Source organism: Thalassolituus sp. ST750PaO-4, assembly GCF_020320405.1.
Taxonomy (GTDB): domain Bacteria; phylum Pseudomonadota; class Gammaproteobacteria; order Pseudomonadales; family Oceanobacteraceae; genus Venatoribacter; species Venatoribacter alkanivorans.
Window position 1 is genome coordinate 120,323 of record NZ_JABVCB010000008.1, and the last position, 17,467, is coordinate 137,789.

The window sequence follows — 17,467 nt, forward strand, 5'->3', positions numbered from 1 at the left end:
GCAGACCTCTGCGTGTTTGCAGGCGCTGGAGAGCAGTATAGACAACGGCTGACAGCCAGTAATGTCTGGCGTTTATTTGTTCCGTGACAGATGTAGCAGGCCAGGCCCTTAGTAACGGTAAAGAATACCGGCACTGAGCAGCTGATAATTCACCAGTGCCGGTGCTTCAGGCGCTTTGCTGCCATCCGGTCCCCAGGATTCACGGCTGCGGTAATTCTGTCCGCTGATGCTGAATTGCAGTGCCTGAGACCAGAGCAGGTCTACACCCAGTTCAAGGGTTATGGCGCCGTAAGCGGATAAACGCGCATCATTACTTTGCGCATTGCCACTGGCGGTACTGGCCAGAGAGTAGAAGTCAGCGGCCTGCTGGCGGTAAAGGCGGCTGCCCAGCGTGGCGCGCCAATAGCGTCCGAGGTTCTGATACCAGCGCAGCTCCAGCGTGTGGGAATCCACGCCCCAGCTGTCGTGATAAAAGCGGTAATTCCAGTGAGCCGCACCATCCCAGGGCTTCATAAAAAACCGGTACATCAGGCTCAGGGTCTGGGCATCGCGGTTATCCGGGCGCAGATCGATATTGCGGTATGGGTCGGATAAATAGCCGCTGCTCTGACTGTAGCCCAGGGTCAGTTGCAGCAGTTCGTATTTATTCAGAATCTGGCTGATGCCCAGATAACCTTCCTGACGCTTTCGGCTCTGGTCATCCGCCAGTTGGCGGTTGACCGAGAGGCTGCTGTCGCTGGGGTTCAGGCGGTCATCAGACTGGCTGATACCGGCATTGAGGGTCGTCATTCCTGACCAGAGCTCAAGGCTGCCGGCCAGATTCCAGGCCAGCGCCTGATAGTCATTTTCGCTGGAATAATAGAGTCCGCCACCGAGCGTGCTGTTGCTGAAATAACGGGTCAGCTGCAGTTGTGCATCCTGTCTGCTTTCGTCGATGGAGGCGCCGCTCATGATCACTTCGCTCTGACCGCTGCTGTTTTCAAAGGTCTGCAGAGGTGAGGCACCGCTCAGCGTTTCGTAGCTGCCCTGCATATTCAGCAGCCACTGGCCGGCGACGGGGGTTTGCCATTGCAGTTGCTGCACAGAAATCTGATAGCGTTCTGTGGAACCGCTGGCCACCCGGTTAGCAGGCATATCGTTTTCCTGATACTGGCTCACGCGGTATTGCAGCTGTGCTTCCTGTGGCGGTGCAAGTGCATGAACAGGTGCCACTGCGGCCAGAGCCAGAAGTGCGCTTTTAGCTCTGGGTTTCATAAGGTTGCAGTAGTTGCAGGAATTGTTGTTGGGGAAGCGGTTTACTGAACAGGAAACCCTGAACCTCTTCACAGCGGGCAGAAATTAAAAAATCCAGTTGCTCACGGGTTTCTACCCCTTCGGCAATAATGCCCATACCCAGGTTGTGCGCCATGGCAATAATAGTGCGGGTAATCTGAGCATCATCGGAGTTGTCGGGTAAATTCTGAATAAAACTGCGGTCAATTTTCAGGGTATCGACCGGGAACTGCTTCAGGTAATTCAGTGAAGAATAGCCGGTACCGAAATCGTCGATAGCTGTGCGTACGCCGAGTTTGCGTAAACCATCGAGTGCTTCCAGCGTGTGTTCAATATCATCGATCAGGATACTTTCGGTCAGCTCCAGTTCCAGCTGGTCGGGGCGTATACCGGCTTTGAAAATTGCATCTTTCACAATCTGCAGGAAATCGTCCTGTTTAAACTGGCGGGCGGAAACGTTGACGGCGATGCGTTGCAGTTCCAGTCCGTTTTTCTGCCAGTCTGAGAAATGCTGACAAGCCTGTTCCAGCACCCACTGGCCGATAGGAACAATCAGGCCGGTATCTTCAATAATGGGAATAAATAATCCGGGGGATATAAGTCCCTTGGTCGGATGATTCCAGCGTAATAAAGCTTCGGCAGCGACGGCCGTTCCTGTGCCCGACTGGTATTGCGGCTGGTAATAAAGCTCCAGTTCGTTGCGGTTTAAGGCATGGCGCAGATCGTTTTCCAGCTCCAGCAACTCCACCGCTTTCTGATTCATTTTTTCGTTAAAGAACTGCACGTTGTCACGTCCCAGATCTTTGGCGTGATACATCGCCATATCGGAGTTTTTCAGCAGTTCAATAACACTGACGCCATCATGCGGATAAATAGAAATACCAATGCTGGCGCTGATAAAGACTTCGCGCTGACCAAGAATATAAGGACGGTTTAATGCATGCAGAATGCGCTCGGCCACTTTAACGGCGGTATCTGCTGCTTTTTCGTTATCCGTCTGCTCGCCAAGGGCAACCGTAAATTCATCCCCACCGATGCGGCAGACCAGATCCTGCTTCTTGGTGCAGTTCCGCAGGCGTTGAGCGACCTGTTTTAATACCTGATCACCGGCCGGGTGTCCCATAGAGTCATTAATCGGTTTAAAACGGTCGAGGTCGATAAATAACAGTGCAACACACTGATCATGGCGTGCGGCGGTTTTCAGTAATACGTCCAGACGTTCATGCATCTGGCTGCGGTTGGGCAGGCCGGTGAGCGGATCGAAATAAGCCAGCTTATGGATGCGTTCTTCAATCACCTTACGTTCGGTGATGTCAGACATAATAATAATCAGACTCTGAACTTCATGGTCGTGGTCGCGGATCGCACTGACGCCGGCCCAGCCGGTACGTATTTCTCCGCTGGCTCGCTGATAAAAAATCTCGCCCTGCCAGTAGCCTTCAGTAACCAGAGCTTCGCCGATTTCTTCAAAGAAGGTGATGCCATGGCGTTCCGGTGAAATAAGAAAATCCGGTGTGCGGCCGATGACTTCTTCATTTTTGTAACCGGTAATGGAACTGAAAGCGCGGTTGATATTGGCAATGTTCAGCGTACGGTCGGTAATTAAGATGGCTTCGTTACTGTTGGCAAATACTTCCCCCGCTAACTGTAATTCGCGCTCGATTTTGCGTGCTTCGCCGACATCACGCGAGATGCCGAGCATGCCCTGCAGTTCACCTTTGTCATTCCATAACGGGCTGGCCTGCAACTCGAGTAAAATCTCTTTACCATTTTTGCTGGTAGCGACTGCGTCTTTACGGATCATCACATTACGCGATTGGGCATTGGCCGGATCGAGCAATGCCTGTTGTATCTCGTGGTGCATGGCCCGGAACAGGGTACGGATATCCCGGCGTTTAAAAATAGCACCGACGCCTTCACGTAATAATTCATCCGGTTTATAACCAAGAATACGTTCTACCGACGAGCTGACGAAATTAAAATTCAGATCAATATCGGTGGCCCAGATAACGTCGCTCATATTTTCTGCCAGCAGGCGGTAGCGGCGTTCGGATTCGACAATGCGTTCCTGTTTCTCAATATCGCCGGTTACGTCGCGGGCGGTACCGATATAGCGTACAACTTTACCGTTTTTATCCAGTGCGAACGGGGTATCACGGAATTTGAGAATTCGCAGGCTGCCGTCGTAGTGGCGGAAACGGGCGGTAGCTTCGCGCGTAGTGCCCATTTCCAGCGTGCGGTTTTTATTCAGAGCAATAGCCAGCTGGCTTTCTTCTTCCGGTTCGGCATAACGAATCCAGTCGTCAGCTTCAAGTTGCAGATCGGGCGGATAACCCAGCACTTCACCGATTGTGCGGTTGTGGTAAATGACTTTATGAGTGAGTTCCGGAGTCAGCTCTACGACGTAAACCAGATCCGGCATGGCGGCCATCACCTTTGACCAGAAGGCTTCACGCTCACGGGTTTTTTCGTTGGCTTTTTTGCGTTCGGTGACATCCAGAACGGTCATCAGGGCCTGACCCGGAGTGCCGGAGCGCAGGCTGAGGTTGACCCAGAAATCACGCTGCTCGCCGCTGAAGATGCGCAGCGGTAATTCAAATTCGGTGGTGTTCAGTTTCAGATCAACCGCACGTTGCAGAGCAGAGCGCAGTTCGCGGCTGCCCTGTACCAGTAAGTGGCTGTAATCCTGCAGCAGTTGCTGGCGGTCGCGGGCTTTGGTCATGCGCACGGCGGCATCATTGATATTCACCAGACGGACGCTTTCCAGCTGACCATCAAAGTGAGAGATATCCAGCAGACAATGGGCAACGCCGGCTTCTTCAAACAGGGCTTTATAGCGTGAACGGCTTTCTTCCAGCGCGCTGGTGGCATGTACGGCATCGGTAATATCGCGCAGCAGCCAGACGATGCCGGTAATGCGCCGGCCTTCGTACAGCGGGTTATATCCCTGCTCAAGAATGCGCTGTTCTTCACCAATGCGGACGGTCAGCTGGCGGCCGTTATCCTGCAACAGCTCCAGTTCATCGGCGGTCAGGCCACGGTTCCAGAGCGCCTGTTTGTCAGGCCAGACATCAGCCAGACTTTCGCCAATAAAGTCGCGCTGGCCGTTCTCAATCAGCAGTGCAGCCCCTTTGGGGTTAACGTAGTTGATCAGGCCAAAAGCATCGGTGGAGATCAGGGCATCATCGATTGACATCAGCACCCGGTCGGCGCGTTGTTCGGTCTGACGGCGGATAATTTCCAGCTCGGCGGCACGGCGCTCCTGACGGCGCAGGAATATCCACAGTATGCCGGCCAGCACCGAGAAAGTTGCCAGTACCACCAGAGGAGGATGAATGCGGCTCCATAACTGGGCCCGGGCGTCTTTAGCAACCGGCAGGGCAATAACATCCCAGTGAGTGAAGGGGATGTTGGTACGGTACAGAATCTGTTGTTCTTCGGTTTTAGTCAGCCTGGGCTGATGGGATGAGTCGGCGTAGTAGTGTTCACGGATACCAATGGAATTATCGCGGGTATCCAGCAGCAACATCTCGAAGCCGGGAAATTCGCCATTGTAAATAATGCTCGACAGCTTGCTGTAGGAACGGCGACTGACAAACATATAGTGATGGCCGCTGGGGGCCTGAAAACGGGTGTAAAAGTAATAGCCGCCTTTGCCACCATAGCGCAGGGAAAACATGCCTTTTTCGCCACCCAGACTCTGAATATTGGCATAGATGTCGCGGGTTTCATCGGCGTGCAGCGGCGCGCCCTGATGCATCAGATAATGGCCATCATCATCAAACAGCACAAAGCCGGTCAGGTTGAAGAAGGATTGCTTCATCTCTTGCCAGAGCCGGACGGCAGCCGCTTCGTTGCCACTGGCCGACTGTTCCAGCAAAGCGGCATAGCCATGGCTGAACATGGTGTTTGCGGCCAGACCGGCCTGTGCCAGCAGCCCGGATTGCTGGACGTAGTTTTCCAGCGTCAGCGCCACTTCTTTACTGAATGCCTGCTGATCATGGTGCCACTGACGATAGCCGTTACCGGCCAACACCAGTGCCAGAAAGACAAAACTGAGCAGAAACAGCGGGAAGTTAATCAGCGTTGAACGGCGCAGGTCGTCCTGGCCGGCCCGCTGTAACAGGCGAAACAGCATGGTTAATGAATCTTATCTTTATTAATCATCATGGCCGAAGTATAGACAGCTTAAGGTGGGATAGGCGACTTAATATGGCGCTGATGACATTTCTGTGACTTTGCCCGCAGCAAATCGCGTGTACAGGCAGAAAAAGCCCGGAGAACGGCCTGTTATGTTGCCATTGGCGACGCTTTTCAGTAGCTTTGCCGCCATCTGATACGAGGTATTTTTCCATGGCACAGTATGTATTCACCATGAACCGTCTGGGCAAGATTGTTCCGCCCAAACGCCAGATTCTGCGTGATATTTCCCTTTCGTTCTTTCCTGGCGCCAAAATCGGCGTGCTGGGTCTGAATGGTTCCGGTAAATCCACCCTGCTGAAAATTATGGCAGGTCTGGATACCGACATTATCGGTGAGGCACGTCCGCAACCTGATCTGAAAATCGGCTACCTGCCGCAGGAACCGGAGCTTGATCCGGCCAAAGACGTTAAAGGTAACGTCGAAGATGGCCTGCGTGAGCTGATTGATGCCCGCGCAGCACTGGATGCCGTGTATGCCGCTTACGCCGAGCCGGATGCCGACTTCGATGCGCTGGCGAAAAAACAGGGGCAGCTGGAAGCCTTTATTGAAGCGGCTGGTGGTCATGATATGGAGCGCCATATGGAAGTCGCCGCCGATGCGCTGCGTCTGCCACCCTGGGACGCCGATGTGACCAAACTGTCCGGTGGTGAGCGCCGCCGCGTGGCATTGTGCCGTCTGCTGATGTCCAAGCCGGATATGCTGTTATTAGACGAACCCACCAACCACCTGGATGCCGAATCCGTGGGCTGGCTGGAGCAGTTCCTGGAAGAGTATCCGGGCACCGTGGTGGCCATTACCCACGACCGTTACTTCCTCGATAACTGTGCGGAATGGATTCTGGAACTGGACCGTGGCCACGGCATTCCGTATCAGGGCAATTACACCACCTGGCTGGAAGCGAAAGAAAAACGCTTAGAGCAGGAAAAGAAACAGGAAGAAGCACACTCCAAAGCCATCAAACATGAGCTGGAGTGGGTTCGTCAGGGGGCTAAGGGCCGTCAGGCGAAGAGCAAGGCGCGTCTGGCTGCGTTTGAGGAAATGAACTCTCGCGAATTCCAGACCCGTAACGAAACCAACGAAATCTACATTCCACCCGGCCCGCGTCTGGGCGATAAGGTGATTGAATTCCATAACGTTACCAAAGCCTATGGCGACCGGGTGCTGATCGATGACCTGAGCTTTACCGTACCGCCGGGTGCCATCGTCGGCATTATCGGTGGTAACGGTGCCGGTAAATCGACCCTGTTCCGCATGATTGCCGGTACTGAACAGCCGGATTCCGGCTCAGTGGTGATCGGTGAAACCGTGAAGCTGGCCTTTGTTGAACAGCTGCGTGATGAACTGGACGACAAGAAAACCGTATGGGAATCCATTTCCGACGGTCTGGATATGATCAACATTAACGGTAAAGACTACCCAAGCCGCTCTTACATCGGCCGCTTTAACTTCAAAGGCGGCGATCAGCAGAAGCGTGTTGGTGAACTGTCCGGTGGTGAGCGTGGTCGTCTGCAGCTGGCCTATACCCTGAAGCAGGGCGCCAACGTGTTGCTGCTGGACGAACCGTCCAACGACCTCGACGTAGAAACCCTGCGTGCGCTGGAAGAAGCGGTACTGGCCTTCCCGGGTGCAGTGATGGTGGTTTCCCACGATCGCTGGTTCCTCGACCGTATTGCCACCCATATTCTGGCTTACGAAGGCGACTCCAAAGTAACTTTCTTTGAAGGTAACTACACCGAGTATGAAGCCGACCGTAAGAAGCGTCTGGGTAACGATGCCGCGCCTAAGCGTATGAAGTACAAGCGTCTGGCGTAAATCGTTGCCGGAAGCCAGCTGCTGTCAGCATCTGGCTTCCGGCGTTCTCTTTCTTTTCTGTCATAAACGTCAGCCTCAGCGGTTTGCGATCTCAGCAATACGGACTAAACCTTTATACATCTGTGGGCATAATGCCCCGGAATATGACAGAGGTAAGTCATGGATTCTCGGCAGTTCAAACGTGTGCATTTCCTTCAGCGGGTTCAGGTTGAAACCGATGGGGAGCGGCTTGAAACCCATTGTCTGGATATCAGTTTGCGTGGTGTGTTACTGGTGCGTCCGGAAAATGTTAACTGGCGCCTGGAGCAGCAACTGGTGGTAACCCTGGTTTTGTCACCGCAGGAAACCATCGAAATGCGCTGCTCGCTGGTGCATATCGACGATGACGTTGTCGGCTGTGCCTGTGATTCGATGGATCTCGACAGCATGACCGCATTGCGCCGTCTGTTGGAGCTTAATCTGGCCGATCCGCAGGCTGTACATCGCGAGCTGGCCGAACTGGTGCGCCCGAGTCCTGCGGACTAGATCCTTCTCCCGGCGAGCCGGGTGACAAGGGATAGTAACGGCCTGTGATCCTGATCAGGCCGTTTTTTTATGTATTTCCCCATCCTCGAAGGTCAGCCCTTTACCCATTTAACCGGCAAAATTGTCTGTGTCGGACGTAACTATGCTGAACACGCCCGTGAACTGAATAACCCCATTCCCAGCCAGCCGATTCTGTTTATCAAACCCGCTGACGCTGCGGTGTCTATGGCGCCATCGTTCCGTATCCCACAGGGGCAGGGGGCTGTGCATCACGAACTGGAAATCGCGGTGTTGATTGGTCAGCGCTTATGTCATGCCGCTGAAGATGACGTTCCGGCCGCTATTGCTGGTGTGGGCCTTGGCCTGGATCTGACCCTGCGTGATGTGCAGGACGGACTGAAAGCGAAAGGCCAACCCTGGGAAATCGCCAAGGGCTTTGATGGCGCCTGTCCGCTGAGTGATTTTGTTGCCGCCTCGCGGGTGGAAGACTGGCAGCAGCTGAGTCTGACCCTGGTGCGTAATGGTCAGGTGCAACAGCAGGGGAACAGTGCCGATATGCTGTTCCCTTTGCTGCCGCTGATTGCCCATATGAGCCGGATTTTCACGCTGAATCCGGGCGATATCATTATGACCGGTACCCCGGCTGGTGTTGGACCTCTGTTGCCCGGCGATCAGCTGGAAGCCCGTTTGCAGGACTGGCTCAGTGTGCACTGCAGTGTTGAGGAGATGGGCTGATGGCATCCTGTGATATGCCGGGTCTGACACCGCTGGATCAGGCACTGGAAAGCTTACTGGGCGGTATCGAAACACGGAGCGATAAAGAGCTCATCAGGCTGGAGGAGGCGCTGGGTCGGGTGCTGGCTGATGATGTCTGCAGCACACTGAATGTTCCCCCGGCAGATAACTCCGCAATGGATGGTTATGCCGTGCGGGCTGCCGATTTAAATGCCGGTTGCGAATTAACCCTGTTGGGTAAAAGTATGGCTGGTCATCCCTTCAGCGGCAGCGTTGGTCAGGGGGAGTGTGTCCGTATTATGACCGGCGCACTGCTGCCTGCCGGAGCCGACACCGTGGTCATGCAGGAAAATGCCACCGTGCTGGAAAACGGCCGGGTGCAGTTTCAGGCCTCAGCGCCACAGGGCGATAACGTGCGCTATTGCGGCGAGGATATCCGTGCAGGGCAGGTGATTCTGCATGCCGGGCGGCGTCTGCGTGCGGCGGACGTTGGCCTGCTGGCCAGTATTGGCATTGCCGGGGTCAGTGTGCGGCCGCGACTGAAAGTTGCATTGCTGGCGACCGGTGATGAGCTGGTGATGCCGGGTGAGCCTTTGGCAGATGGGCAGATTTATCAGAGCAACAGCTTTACCGTGGCGGCTGTTGCCAGACGCCTTGGCTGTGACCTGCTGGATCTGGGCAAAGTGGATGACAACCCCGAAGCACTGCGTCAGGCCTTTATTCAGGCCGATCGTCAGGCCGATGTGGTCATTACCTCTGGTGGTGTATCGGTGGGTGAAGCCGACTACACCAAAGATATTCTCGCCGAGCTTGGCGAAATCAGTTTCTGGAAGCTGGCGATTAAACCGGGTAAGCCCTTTGCCAGCGGCCGTCTGCCCAACAGCGTATTTATCGGCTTGCCCGGTAATCCGGTATCGGCACTGGTGACCATGCATCAGCTGGCGGTGCCGATGCTGCGCAAACTGGTCGGTGAAACACAGACAGCAGCGCTGCGTCTGCCGGCAGTTGCCGCCAGTGTTATCCGCAAAAGTCCGGGACGTACGGACTTTCAGCGTGGTATCTGGCAACTGAATGAACAGGGCCAGATAGTGGTGCGGCCAACCGGTGGGCAAAGCTCCGGTGTGCTCAGTTCGATGAGTCAGGCTAATTGCTACATCGTATTGGAGCAGATGCGTGGCCGGGTCGAAGAAGGTGAGAGCGTTATGATCGAGCCTTTTGATGCTTTACTGGGATAGTGTTGTTCAGCAGCCGGTGGAACTCTCATGAGTCGTCTCCGTCCTACGCCGCTTACTGCACTTAACCTGATGAAGAGTAATTTATGATCCCGACAATCCGCCGGGTCGCAGCGACCCCTTTCACAGTGGGCCTGATGGCTTTTGCTGCTTTGAGCGCCATGTTATCGGCACCTGCCAGTGCAGATGCTCTGCAACAGCAGGCTCAGGCTGTATTTGGCTCAGGAGAAGCGCCCAAACCGCATTTTTCAAAAGCCGAAGCAGCATTGGGCCGGGTGCTGTTCTTTGATACCCGTATCGGTCGCGATGGCACTAACTGTGGTACCTGTCATGAACAGAGTAAAGGCGGGGCCGATGGACGCAAAACCGCGCTGGGAGCCTTCGGCCGGCAAGGTAAGCGGAATACGCCGACCATTGTCGATATCGTGCCGCAGATCAGCATGCACTGGACCGGCGACCGGGAATCTCTGGCGGATCAGGCGATACGCGCACTGACGGCGCCACCGGCCTATGCTCATGCTTCGACCGATGAAGCGCTGGCGGTTATTAAGGCTCTGTCAGATCTGAACGAAGGTTTTAATGCGCTGTACGATGATGGCGTCACCGCCGCCAACTGGGGTAAAGCGTTAAGCGCATATCAGGAGCATCTGGTAACCACCTCGGCTTTCGACCGCTATCTGCAGGGCGACGCTCAGGCTCTGAACGCAGCACAGAAAGAGGGGTTAAAAACCTTTATCAATACCGGCTGTGCAGGCTGCCATAATGGCCGTTTGTTGGGCGGAACCTCTTACCAGAAGTTTGGCATTGTGGCCGACTACACGCAGCATACCGGCTCGCAGGAAGACATTGGCCGTATGGCATTTACCGGTAAGGAAAGCGACCGCCGGGTATTCAAAGTGCCACCGTTACGTCATGTGGTACAGACCGCACCTTATTTTCACGATGGTTCTGTGGCAGAGCTGAAGGACGCCATCGACATCATGGCAAAAGTGCAGTTAGGGCGAACGCTGAGTGACGATGATAATCAGGCCATTCAGACCTTCCTGCAGGCGGTTACTGCGCCCATGCCGGCTGAGTTGCAACGGCCATAACCGGACGGCCCCGCTGACAGACAATAAAAAACCCTGCATTGGCAGGGTTTTTTATTGCTCTTATAACCGCCGGGGCGGTTAATCAGAACGGGATATCGTCATCAAAATCGTCAAAGCTGTTGCTTGGCTGTGGTGCGTGCTGCGGCTGTTGCACCGGAGCCTGAGCTGGCTGCTGGTAACCACCCTGATAGGCCGGCTGTTGCGGAGCATGCTGTGGAGCCTGTTGCGGAACATGCTGCGGTGCCTGTTGCGGAGCTTGCTGATAGCCACGCGGAGCCTGAGGTGCGGCCATCGGAGCTTGCTGTGGTGCTGCCTGAGGAGCCTGCTGATAACCCTGTGGTGCATTCATGCCCATAGGCTGGCTCATTGTCTGCGATGGCGCTGAATAAGACCCCATATTGTCGCCACGGCCATCGAGCATCATCATATCGTTGGCGATGATTTCGGTGGTGTAGCGTTTAACGCCGTCTTTTTCCCATTCGCGGGTACGCAGTTTACCTTCGAAGTAGGCTTTTGAGCCTTTTTTCAGGTATTGCTGAATAATTTCTGCCAGCTTGCCGTATACCGTAATACGGTGCCATTCGGTGGATTCTACTTTCTGGCCGGTCTGTTTGTCGTTGTAGCTTTCGTCGGTGGCCAGTGTCAGATTGGCCACGGCGTTGCCATTCGGCATATAACGAACTTCAGGGTCACGACCCAGAGTACCAATGAGTGTCACTTTATTAACGCTGCGACCCATGCTCTTCTCCTGTGGAATGAATGATGGCCAATGCCTGTGTTCGATCAAAGGCATCAGCACTGACTTTTAAATAGATTGCGCCTTCACTGGCAAGCAGACTGACTTCCGAGACTCCGGCCAGTGCCATCAATTGTGCAAGTTGTTGTTCGCTGCAGCCATCCGTGCTGTCCAGACGAACACTGGTAAGGTGTTGCGGGGCGGAAGACTGTGACATAAGCAGCACCCAAAGTATCACTAATGCCCCCAGTCCGACAAATAATGCACTGCTGCCGTACTGGCTCATCAGCCAGCCGCCGAGGCTGCCGCCGGCAAAGGCGCCGAGGAACTGCATGCTGGAATAAATGCCCATGGCGCTGCCCTTGGCGCCGGCCGGAGCAATCTTGCTCAGCCAGGATGGCAGACTGGCCTCCATCAGATTAAATCCCCAGAAATACAGCAACAGCAGCACCACCCAATGCCACATTTCAGCGGCGGCTGACATACCAAACAGGCTGAGGGCAATAACACAGGCACCGGTAATCACTACGCTTTTCATTTTGCGGCGTTTCTCGGCGATGATGATAAAGGGCACCATTAATACAAAGGCACTGAGAAGTACCGGTAAATACAGCCAGCTGTGATGCTCTGCCGGTAAGTCCAGCTTCAGCAATTGTCCGGGAATGGCGATAAAAATAGCCACCATTAAGGCGTGCAGCAGGAATATTCCCAGATTGAGCGGCCACAGCTGGGTATTACGCAGCTGAACACCGACTTCGCTCAGTACCGCTGAGGCATCGCGATGGGGCAAAACGGGTGGTGTTGGAATAACAAACAGCGTTACCAGAATGCCCAGCAGGGCAAGTACGCCGGTCAGGCCAAAAATCAGGCTCAGACCGCCTAATCCGGCAAGCCATGGCCCCAGTACCAATGCGACAGAAAAAGACAGGCCGATGCTGGCGCCAATAGACGCCATCGCTTTCATGCGGTTCTCTTCGCGGGTCAGATCCGTAACCAGTGCCATAATCGCACTGGCAATGGCGCCACCACCCTGTAGCGCGCGGCCAAGAATAACACCGTACACGCTGTCGGCGCTGGCGGCGATCAGACTGCCAAGAGCAAAAATCAGCAGGCCACCAATAATAATAGGTTTACGGCCAAAGCGGTCCGACAGGGTTCCGGCGGGAATCTGCAGCAGCGCCTGAGTGAGGCCATAGACCCCCATCGCCAGACCAAGCAGTTGTGGCGTAGCGCCATCGAGCTTCTGTCCTTCGATCATCATCACCGGCAGCACCATAAACAGCCCCAGCATACGCAGGGCATAGAGTGACGCGAGGGAGACGACTGCACGCTGTTCGACGGCAGAAATGCCGCTGTGCTCAGTTTCTGGAGAGGTAGAACTCGACATACTCACTGGTATTCCGGTTGGTACAGCTAAAAAGTGCGCCAGTTTAACAGCAATGCCGTCTGTGGATTAAGTCTTAAGCACGGTTATCTGCAGATTGCTTGTTTACGGTTGCTTCGGACAGACCCGGGAATGGTACGGAAGTTCTTCAAAAAGCCGTGGGTCAATCCGTAAAACTACGAAAAAAAGTCATGCTCAAGTGGCAATTTGCATTGGATTGCGTACACTCTTAGCACTGGTTTTGGAAGACCGGTTAAGGATCAGCAACAGGCATAAAGGAGTTATGTTATGGATCGTCAGGCAAGCCTCCCAGGTCGTCGCATTATCTTATTCGGCCAACAAAATCTGCAGAATTCCATTCTCATTGGTTACATTCACCAGCGTACAAATATCGACTGCCAGCTGGTCAGCGTGCCTGAATGGCGTGAAGACTGGAATCGTTACCCCTGTAAAACGCTTGTGCTGGTTGACGCTGAATGCGCACGCCCGGAAAAACTGCATGATTTACTGGAGCAGGTGTACGAGCAGCCGGTGGATATCAAGGTGGCTTTCTTCAATACTCCGCATAATCATCCGGTTGAACGCCTGATGGCCTGGCCAATGGTCAATGGTCTGTTCTATCGTGAGTGTTCACAACAACAGCTGAGCAAAGGCATTGTTGGCCTGTTTGAAGGCGAATACTGGCTGCCGCGTCAGCTGGTTGGGCAGTATCTGGAACGCACCCGCCATAAGCCGCGTAAAATGACCACCACCACCACGGTACTGACCAAGCGCGAGAAGCAGATCCTGCGTTTAACTGCGACTGGCGCGACTAATATCGAAATTGCGGACAAGCTCAACGTCAGCATGCATACAGTTAAAACCCATATTTATAACCTGTTCAAAAAGATTGGTGCGGGCAACCGTATTCAGGCTGTGAACTGGGCTAAAGAGTATATGGAAGAGCTGTTGCACGAATCAGTTGAATAAGCGGCTGAACTCAACCTCTGCCTGAACTACAATGGCGGCTTTTCTCTGATGTGATGAGCCGTCTATGGATAAGATTCAGGTGAGAGGGGCCCGTACCCACAATCTCAAAAATATCGATCTGGATATTCCCCGTGACAAGCTGGTTGTTATTACGGGGCTGAGTGGCTCGGGCAAATCCTCTCTGGCATTTGATACGCTCTACGCCGAAGGGCAGCGCCGTTACGTTGAGTCTCTGTCGACCTATGCCCGTCAGTTCCTGTCGATGATGGAAAAGCCCGATGTTGATCTGATTGAAGGTCTGTCACCGGCTATCTCCATCGAACAGAAGTCCACTTCACACAACCCCCGCTCGACCGTTGGTACGGTTACCGAAATCTACGATTACCTGCGTTTGCTGTTTGCCCGTGTCGGTGTGCCGCGTTGCCCTGATCACGAAGTTGCGCTGGAAGCTCAGACTGTCAGTCAGATGGTCGACAGCATTATGGATTTGCCGGATGACAGTAAGCATATGATTCTGGCGCCGGTGGTGCGTGACCGTAAAGGTGAGCATCTGCACGTATTCGACAGCCTGCGCTCGCAGGGTTTTATCCGCGTACGGGTGAATGGTCTGGTGTGCGACCTGGACGATACGCCGGAGCTGGATAAACGCCGTAAGCACAGCGTAGAAGTTGTGGTTGACCGTTTTAAGGTGAAAGAAGGTATTGAACAGCGTTTGTCAGAGTCGCTGGAGACCTGTCTGGAGCTGAGCGGTGGCCTGGCTCTTGTGGCCTCGATGGATGACGACAAAGCCGAGCCTCTGCTGTTTTCGTCACAATTTTCCTGTCCGCACTGTGGTTATAGCTTATCCGAGCTGGAACCGCGTCTGTTCTCCTTTAACAATCCGGCCGGTGCCTGTACCAGCTGTGATGGTCTGGGTGTAAAACAGTATTTTGATCCGGAGCTGGTGGTGCACGATCAGAATCTGAGCATTGGCGAAGGTGCGATCCGCGGCTGGGACAGACGCAGCATTTACTATTATCAGATGCTGAGTTCGGTGGCTGAGCACTATGGTTTTGATATTGAGAAAAACTTCGGCAAATTAACCGCTAAACAACGCGACCTGCTGCTCTACGGCAGTGGCGATGAAGCGGTGAATTTTAATTACGTCAATTCCCGTGGCGACCAGATTATCAAGGCGCATCCTTTTGAAGGTGTGCTGCCAAACCTCGAACGTCGCTACCGCGAAACCGATTCGCAGATGGTGCGCGAAGAACTGAGTAAATATCTCAGTGTACAGCCATGCCCATCCTGTGAAGGCTCACGTCTGCGGGTTGAAGCACGTAATGTGTTTGTCGGCGATAAAACCATTCATGCCTGTACAGCGATGCCGGTTGAGCAGGCATTTGATTATTTTACGGAGCTTCACCTGGCTGGCCATCGTGGTGAAATTGCCGAAAAAATCCTGAAAGAAATCCGCGAGCGCCTGCGTTTTCTGGTTAACGTCGGACTCGAATACCTGACGCTGAACCGCAGCTCGGATACGTTATCCGGTGGTGAAGCGCAGCGTATCCGTCTGGCGTCGCAGATTGGTGCCGGTCTGGTTGGCGTTATGTATATTCTCGATGAACCTTCTATCGGTCTGCATCAGCGCGATAATGACCGCCTGCTGAAGACCCTGTTTCACCTGCGCGATCTGGGAAATACCGTACTGGTGGTTGAGCACGATGAAGATGCCATCCGCAGCGCCGATTATTTAATTGATATCGGTCCCGGGGCTGGTGTGCATGGTGGCGAAGTGATTGCGCAGGGCACGCCGGAGCAGGTGTTTGCTAATCCGAACTCGGTTACCGGACAGTTCTTATCCGGCAAGCGTTCTATCCATGTACCGGAAAAACGTACGCCTTATGATCAGAATAAGGTTCTGCAGTTAAAAGGCGCCCGTGGTAATAACCTGAATAATGTCGACCTGACCATTCCGCTGGGACTGATGACCTGCGTGACCGGAGTATCGGGTTCAGGTAAATCCACTCTGATTAACCGCACATTATTCCCGTTGGCTTCAACAGCGTTAAATGGTGCCACGACCCTGAAAGCCGCTGAGTACGATTCGATCGTTGGCCTGAAGCAGCTGGATAAAGTTGTCGATATTGATCAGAGCCCGATCGGACGGACACCACGTTCCAACCCGGCAACCTACACCGGTATTTTTACCCCGGTACGGGAATTATTTGCCGGTACGCAGGAATCCCGTTCCCGTGGTTATAAAGCCGGACGTTTTTCATTCAACGTGAAAGGTGGCCGTTGTGAAGCCTGTCAGGGTGATGGCGTTATTAAGGTAGAAATGCACTTCCTGGCTGATATCTACGTTCCCTGTGATATCTGTAAAGGCAAGCGCTACAACCGCGAGACGCTGGATATCCGTTATAAAGGTAAAAATATCCACGAAGTGCTGGATATGACGGTTGAAGATGCACGTGAATTCTTCGACGCTATTCCGGCGGTGGCGCGTAAATTACAGACGCTGATGGATGTTGGCCTGAGTTATATCCGCCTTGGCCAGGCAGCGACAACCTTGTCTGGTGGTGAAGCTCAGCGGGTAAAACTGGCGAAGGAATTATCGAAACGCGATACCGGTAAAACGCTGTATATTCTGGATGAGCCGACCACCGGCCTGCACTTCCATGATATCGAGCAGCTGCTGGCGGTATTGCATCGCCTGCGCGATGACGGCAATACCATTGTGGTGATTGAGCATAATCTGGATGTGATTAAAACCGCCGACTGGATTGTTGATCTTGGCCCTGAAGGTGGTTCCAAAGGTGGTTATATTATTGCCGAAGGAACGCCGGAAGAGGTGGTGAAGAATAAAGCTTCACACACCGGTCACTTTCTTAAATCGTTGCTTAAACCGCGGAAAAAATGAGCTCAGAGTTTGTTCAGAAGCGCCGGCACTGTGAACAGTGCCGGCGTCCTCTGTCGGTTTGTCTGTGTCCGTACATCCACGTTTTGTCCAGTCCGGTAGAACTGATTATCTGGCAGGATCCTACCGAGGCGCGTCATCCTTTATCAACCGCCCCCTTACTGCATAAAAGCATTGCCGGCAGTCGTTTACTGGTGGCTGATTGTCTGCAACCACAGGATATTTTTGCTGCAGGTGAGCAGAGTGCAACAGCTCTGCTGTATCCGTTTACACATAAACCCGCATTGGCAGAAGACGCGCGTATTCAAATTCGGCAATTACTGATATTGGATGGAACCTGGCGTAAAGTCCGGCGTTTATTGCACCTGAATCCCTGGCTGAATGATTTACCTCATATCGCTTTAACACCACAGCAACCCAGTGGTTATGCAATACGTGCATCACAGCAACGTGGTGGGTTGTCGACTATTGAGGCCGGTGTCAGTGCATTGCAATGGCTTGATCCGTCGCAGGATTATCAGCCTGTTTTACGGGTATTGAACAGAATGGTCGAAGTTCAGCAGGGTTTCGGTCATAAGGGCTGAAAGTGCAGCGAATATTCCTGGTTTT

At 53.7% G+C, this 17,467-nt stretch carries 12 protein-coding genes; 8 read left to right on the forward strand and 4 right to left on the reverse strand.

Annotated elements, in window-relative coordinates; genetic code table 11:
* Positions 1 to 108: 108 nt before the first annotated feature.
* Entirely contained in the window at positions 109 to 1,254 is a 1,146-nt protein-coding gene (locus HUF18_RS09990; RefSeq protein ID WP_225692095.1) for a DUF3570 domain-containing protein, read from the reverse strand.
* The gene (locus HUF18_RS09995; RefSeq protein ID WP_225692096.1) at positions 1,238 to 5,410 is read right to left on the reverse strand and encodes a sensor domain-containing protein; all 4,173 of its coding nucleotides are present in this window, start codon (positions 5,408 to 5,410) and stop codon (positions 1,238 to 1,240) included. The genes HUF18_RS09990 and HUF18_RS09995 overlap by 17 nt, the downstream gene beginning before the upstream one ends.
* Before the next feature lie 215 nt (positions 5,411 to 5,625).
* Between HUF18_RS09995 and ettA the strand changes: the two genes are divergently transcribed.
* From ettA to HUF18_RS10020, 5 genes are all read left to right on the forward strand, one after another.
* Positions 5,626 to 7,287 (forward strand): energy-dependent translational throttle protein EttA, encoded by a 1,662-nt coding sequence (ettA, locus tag HUF18_RS10000; protein ID WP_145469897.1) that lies wholly within the window; start codon positions 5,626 to 5,628, stop codon positions 7,285 to 7,287.
* A gap of 159 nt (positions 7,288 to 7,446) precedes the next feature.
* On the forward strand, positions 7,447 to 7,812 hold the full coding sequence (locus HUF18_RS10005) for a PilZ domain-containing protein (protein ID WP_145469896.1): 366 nt from the start codon (positions 7,447 to 7,449) through the stop codon (positions 7,810 to 7,812).
* Positions 7,813 to 7,881: 69 nt separating this feature from the next.
* Positions 7,882 to 8,547: a fumarylacetoacetate hydrolase family protein gene (locus tag HUF18_RS10010; RefSeq protein WP_225692097.1), complete on the forward strand. Its 666-nt coding sequence runs from the start codon at positions 7,882 to 7,884 to the stop codon at positions 8,545 to 8,547.
* Positions 8,547 to 9,782 (forward strand): molybdopterin molybdotransferase MoeA, encoded by a 1,236-nt coding sequence (gene moeA / locus HUF18_RS10015; protein WP_225692098.1) that lies wholly within the window; start codon positions 8,547 to 8,549, stop codon positions 9,780 to 9,782. Before HUF18_RS10010 ends, moeA begins: the two co-directional genes overlap by 1 nt.
* Positions 9,783 to 9,865: 83 nt before the next feature.
* Entirely contained in the window at positions 9,866 to 10,870 is a 1,005-nt protein-coding gene (locus HUF18_RS10020; RefSeq protein ID WP_225692099.1) for a cytochrome-c peroxidase, read from the forward strand.
* An 82-nt stretch (positions 10,871 to 10,952) separates the two neighbouring features.
* On the opposite strand, the gene ssb is transcribed toward HUF18_RS10020, so the two are convergent.
* Both ssb and HUF18_RS10030 read right to left on the reverse strand, forming a co-directional pair.
* The gene (gene ssb, locus HUF18_RS10025) at positions 10,953 to 11,609 is read right to left on the reverse strand and encodes a single-stranded DNA-binding protein (RefSeq protein ID WP_225692100.1); all 657 of its coding nucleotides are present in this window, start codon (positions 11,607 to 11,609) and stop codon (positions 10,953 to 10,955) included.
* Entirely contained in the window at positions 11,593 to 12,993 is a 1,401-nt protein-coding gene (locus HUF18_RS10030) for an MFS transporter (RefSeq protein ID WP_225692101.1), read from the reverse strand. The genes ssb and HUF18_RS10030 overlap by 17 nt, the downstream gene beginning before the upstream one ends.
* A 285-nt stretch (positions 12,994 to 13,278) precedes the next feature.
* Between HUF18_RS10030 and HUF18_RS10035 the strand changes: the two genes are divergently transcribed.
* The 3 genes from HUF18_RS10035 to HUF18_RS10045 all read left to right on the forward strand — a co-directional run bounded on the left by HUF18_RS10035 (position 13,279) and on the right by HUF18_RS10045 (position 17,442).
* Complete coding sequence (locus tag HUF18_RS10035; RefSeq protein WP_145469890.1) at positions 13,279 to 13,959, forward strand: LuxR C-terminal-related transcriptional regulator; 681 nt, start codon at positions 13,279 to 13,281, stop codon at positions 13,957 to 13,959.
* A 64-nt stretch (positions 13,960 to 14,023) separates the two neighbouring features.
* On the forward strand, positions 14,024 to 16,861 hold the full coding sequence (gene uvrA / locus HUF18_RS10040) for an excinuclease ABC subunit UvrA (protein ID WP_225692102.1): 2,838 nt from the start codon (positions 14,024 to 14,026) through the stop codon (positions 16,859 to 16,861).
* Positions 16,858 to 17,442: a tRNA-uridine aminocarboxypropyltransferase gene (locus HUF18_RS10045; protein ID WP_225692103.1), complete on the forward strand. Its 585-nt coding sequence runs from the start codon at positions 16,858 to 16,860 to the stop codon at positions 17,440 to 17,442. The genes uvrA and HUF18_RS10045 overlap by 4 nt, the downstream gene beginning before the upstream one ends.
* Positions 17,443 to 17,467 lie beyond the last annotated feature (25 nt).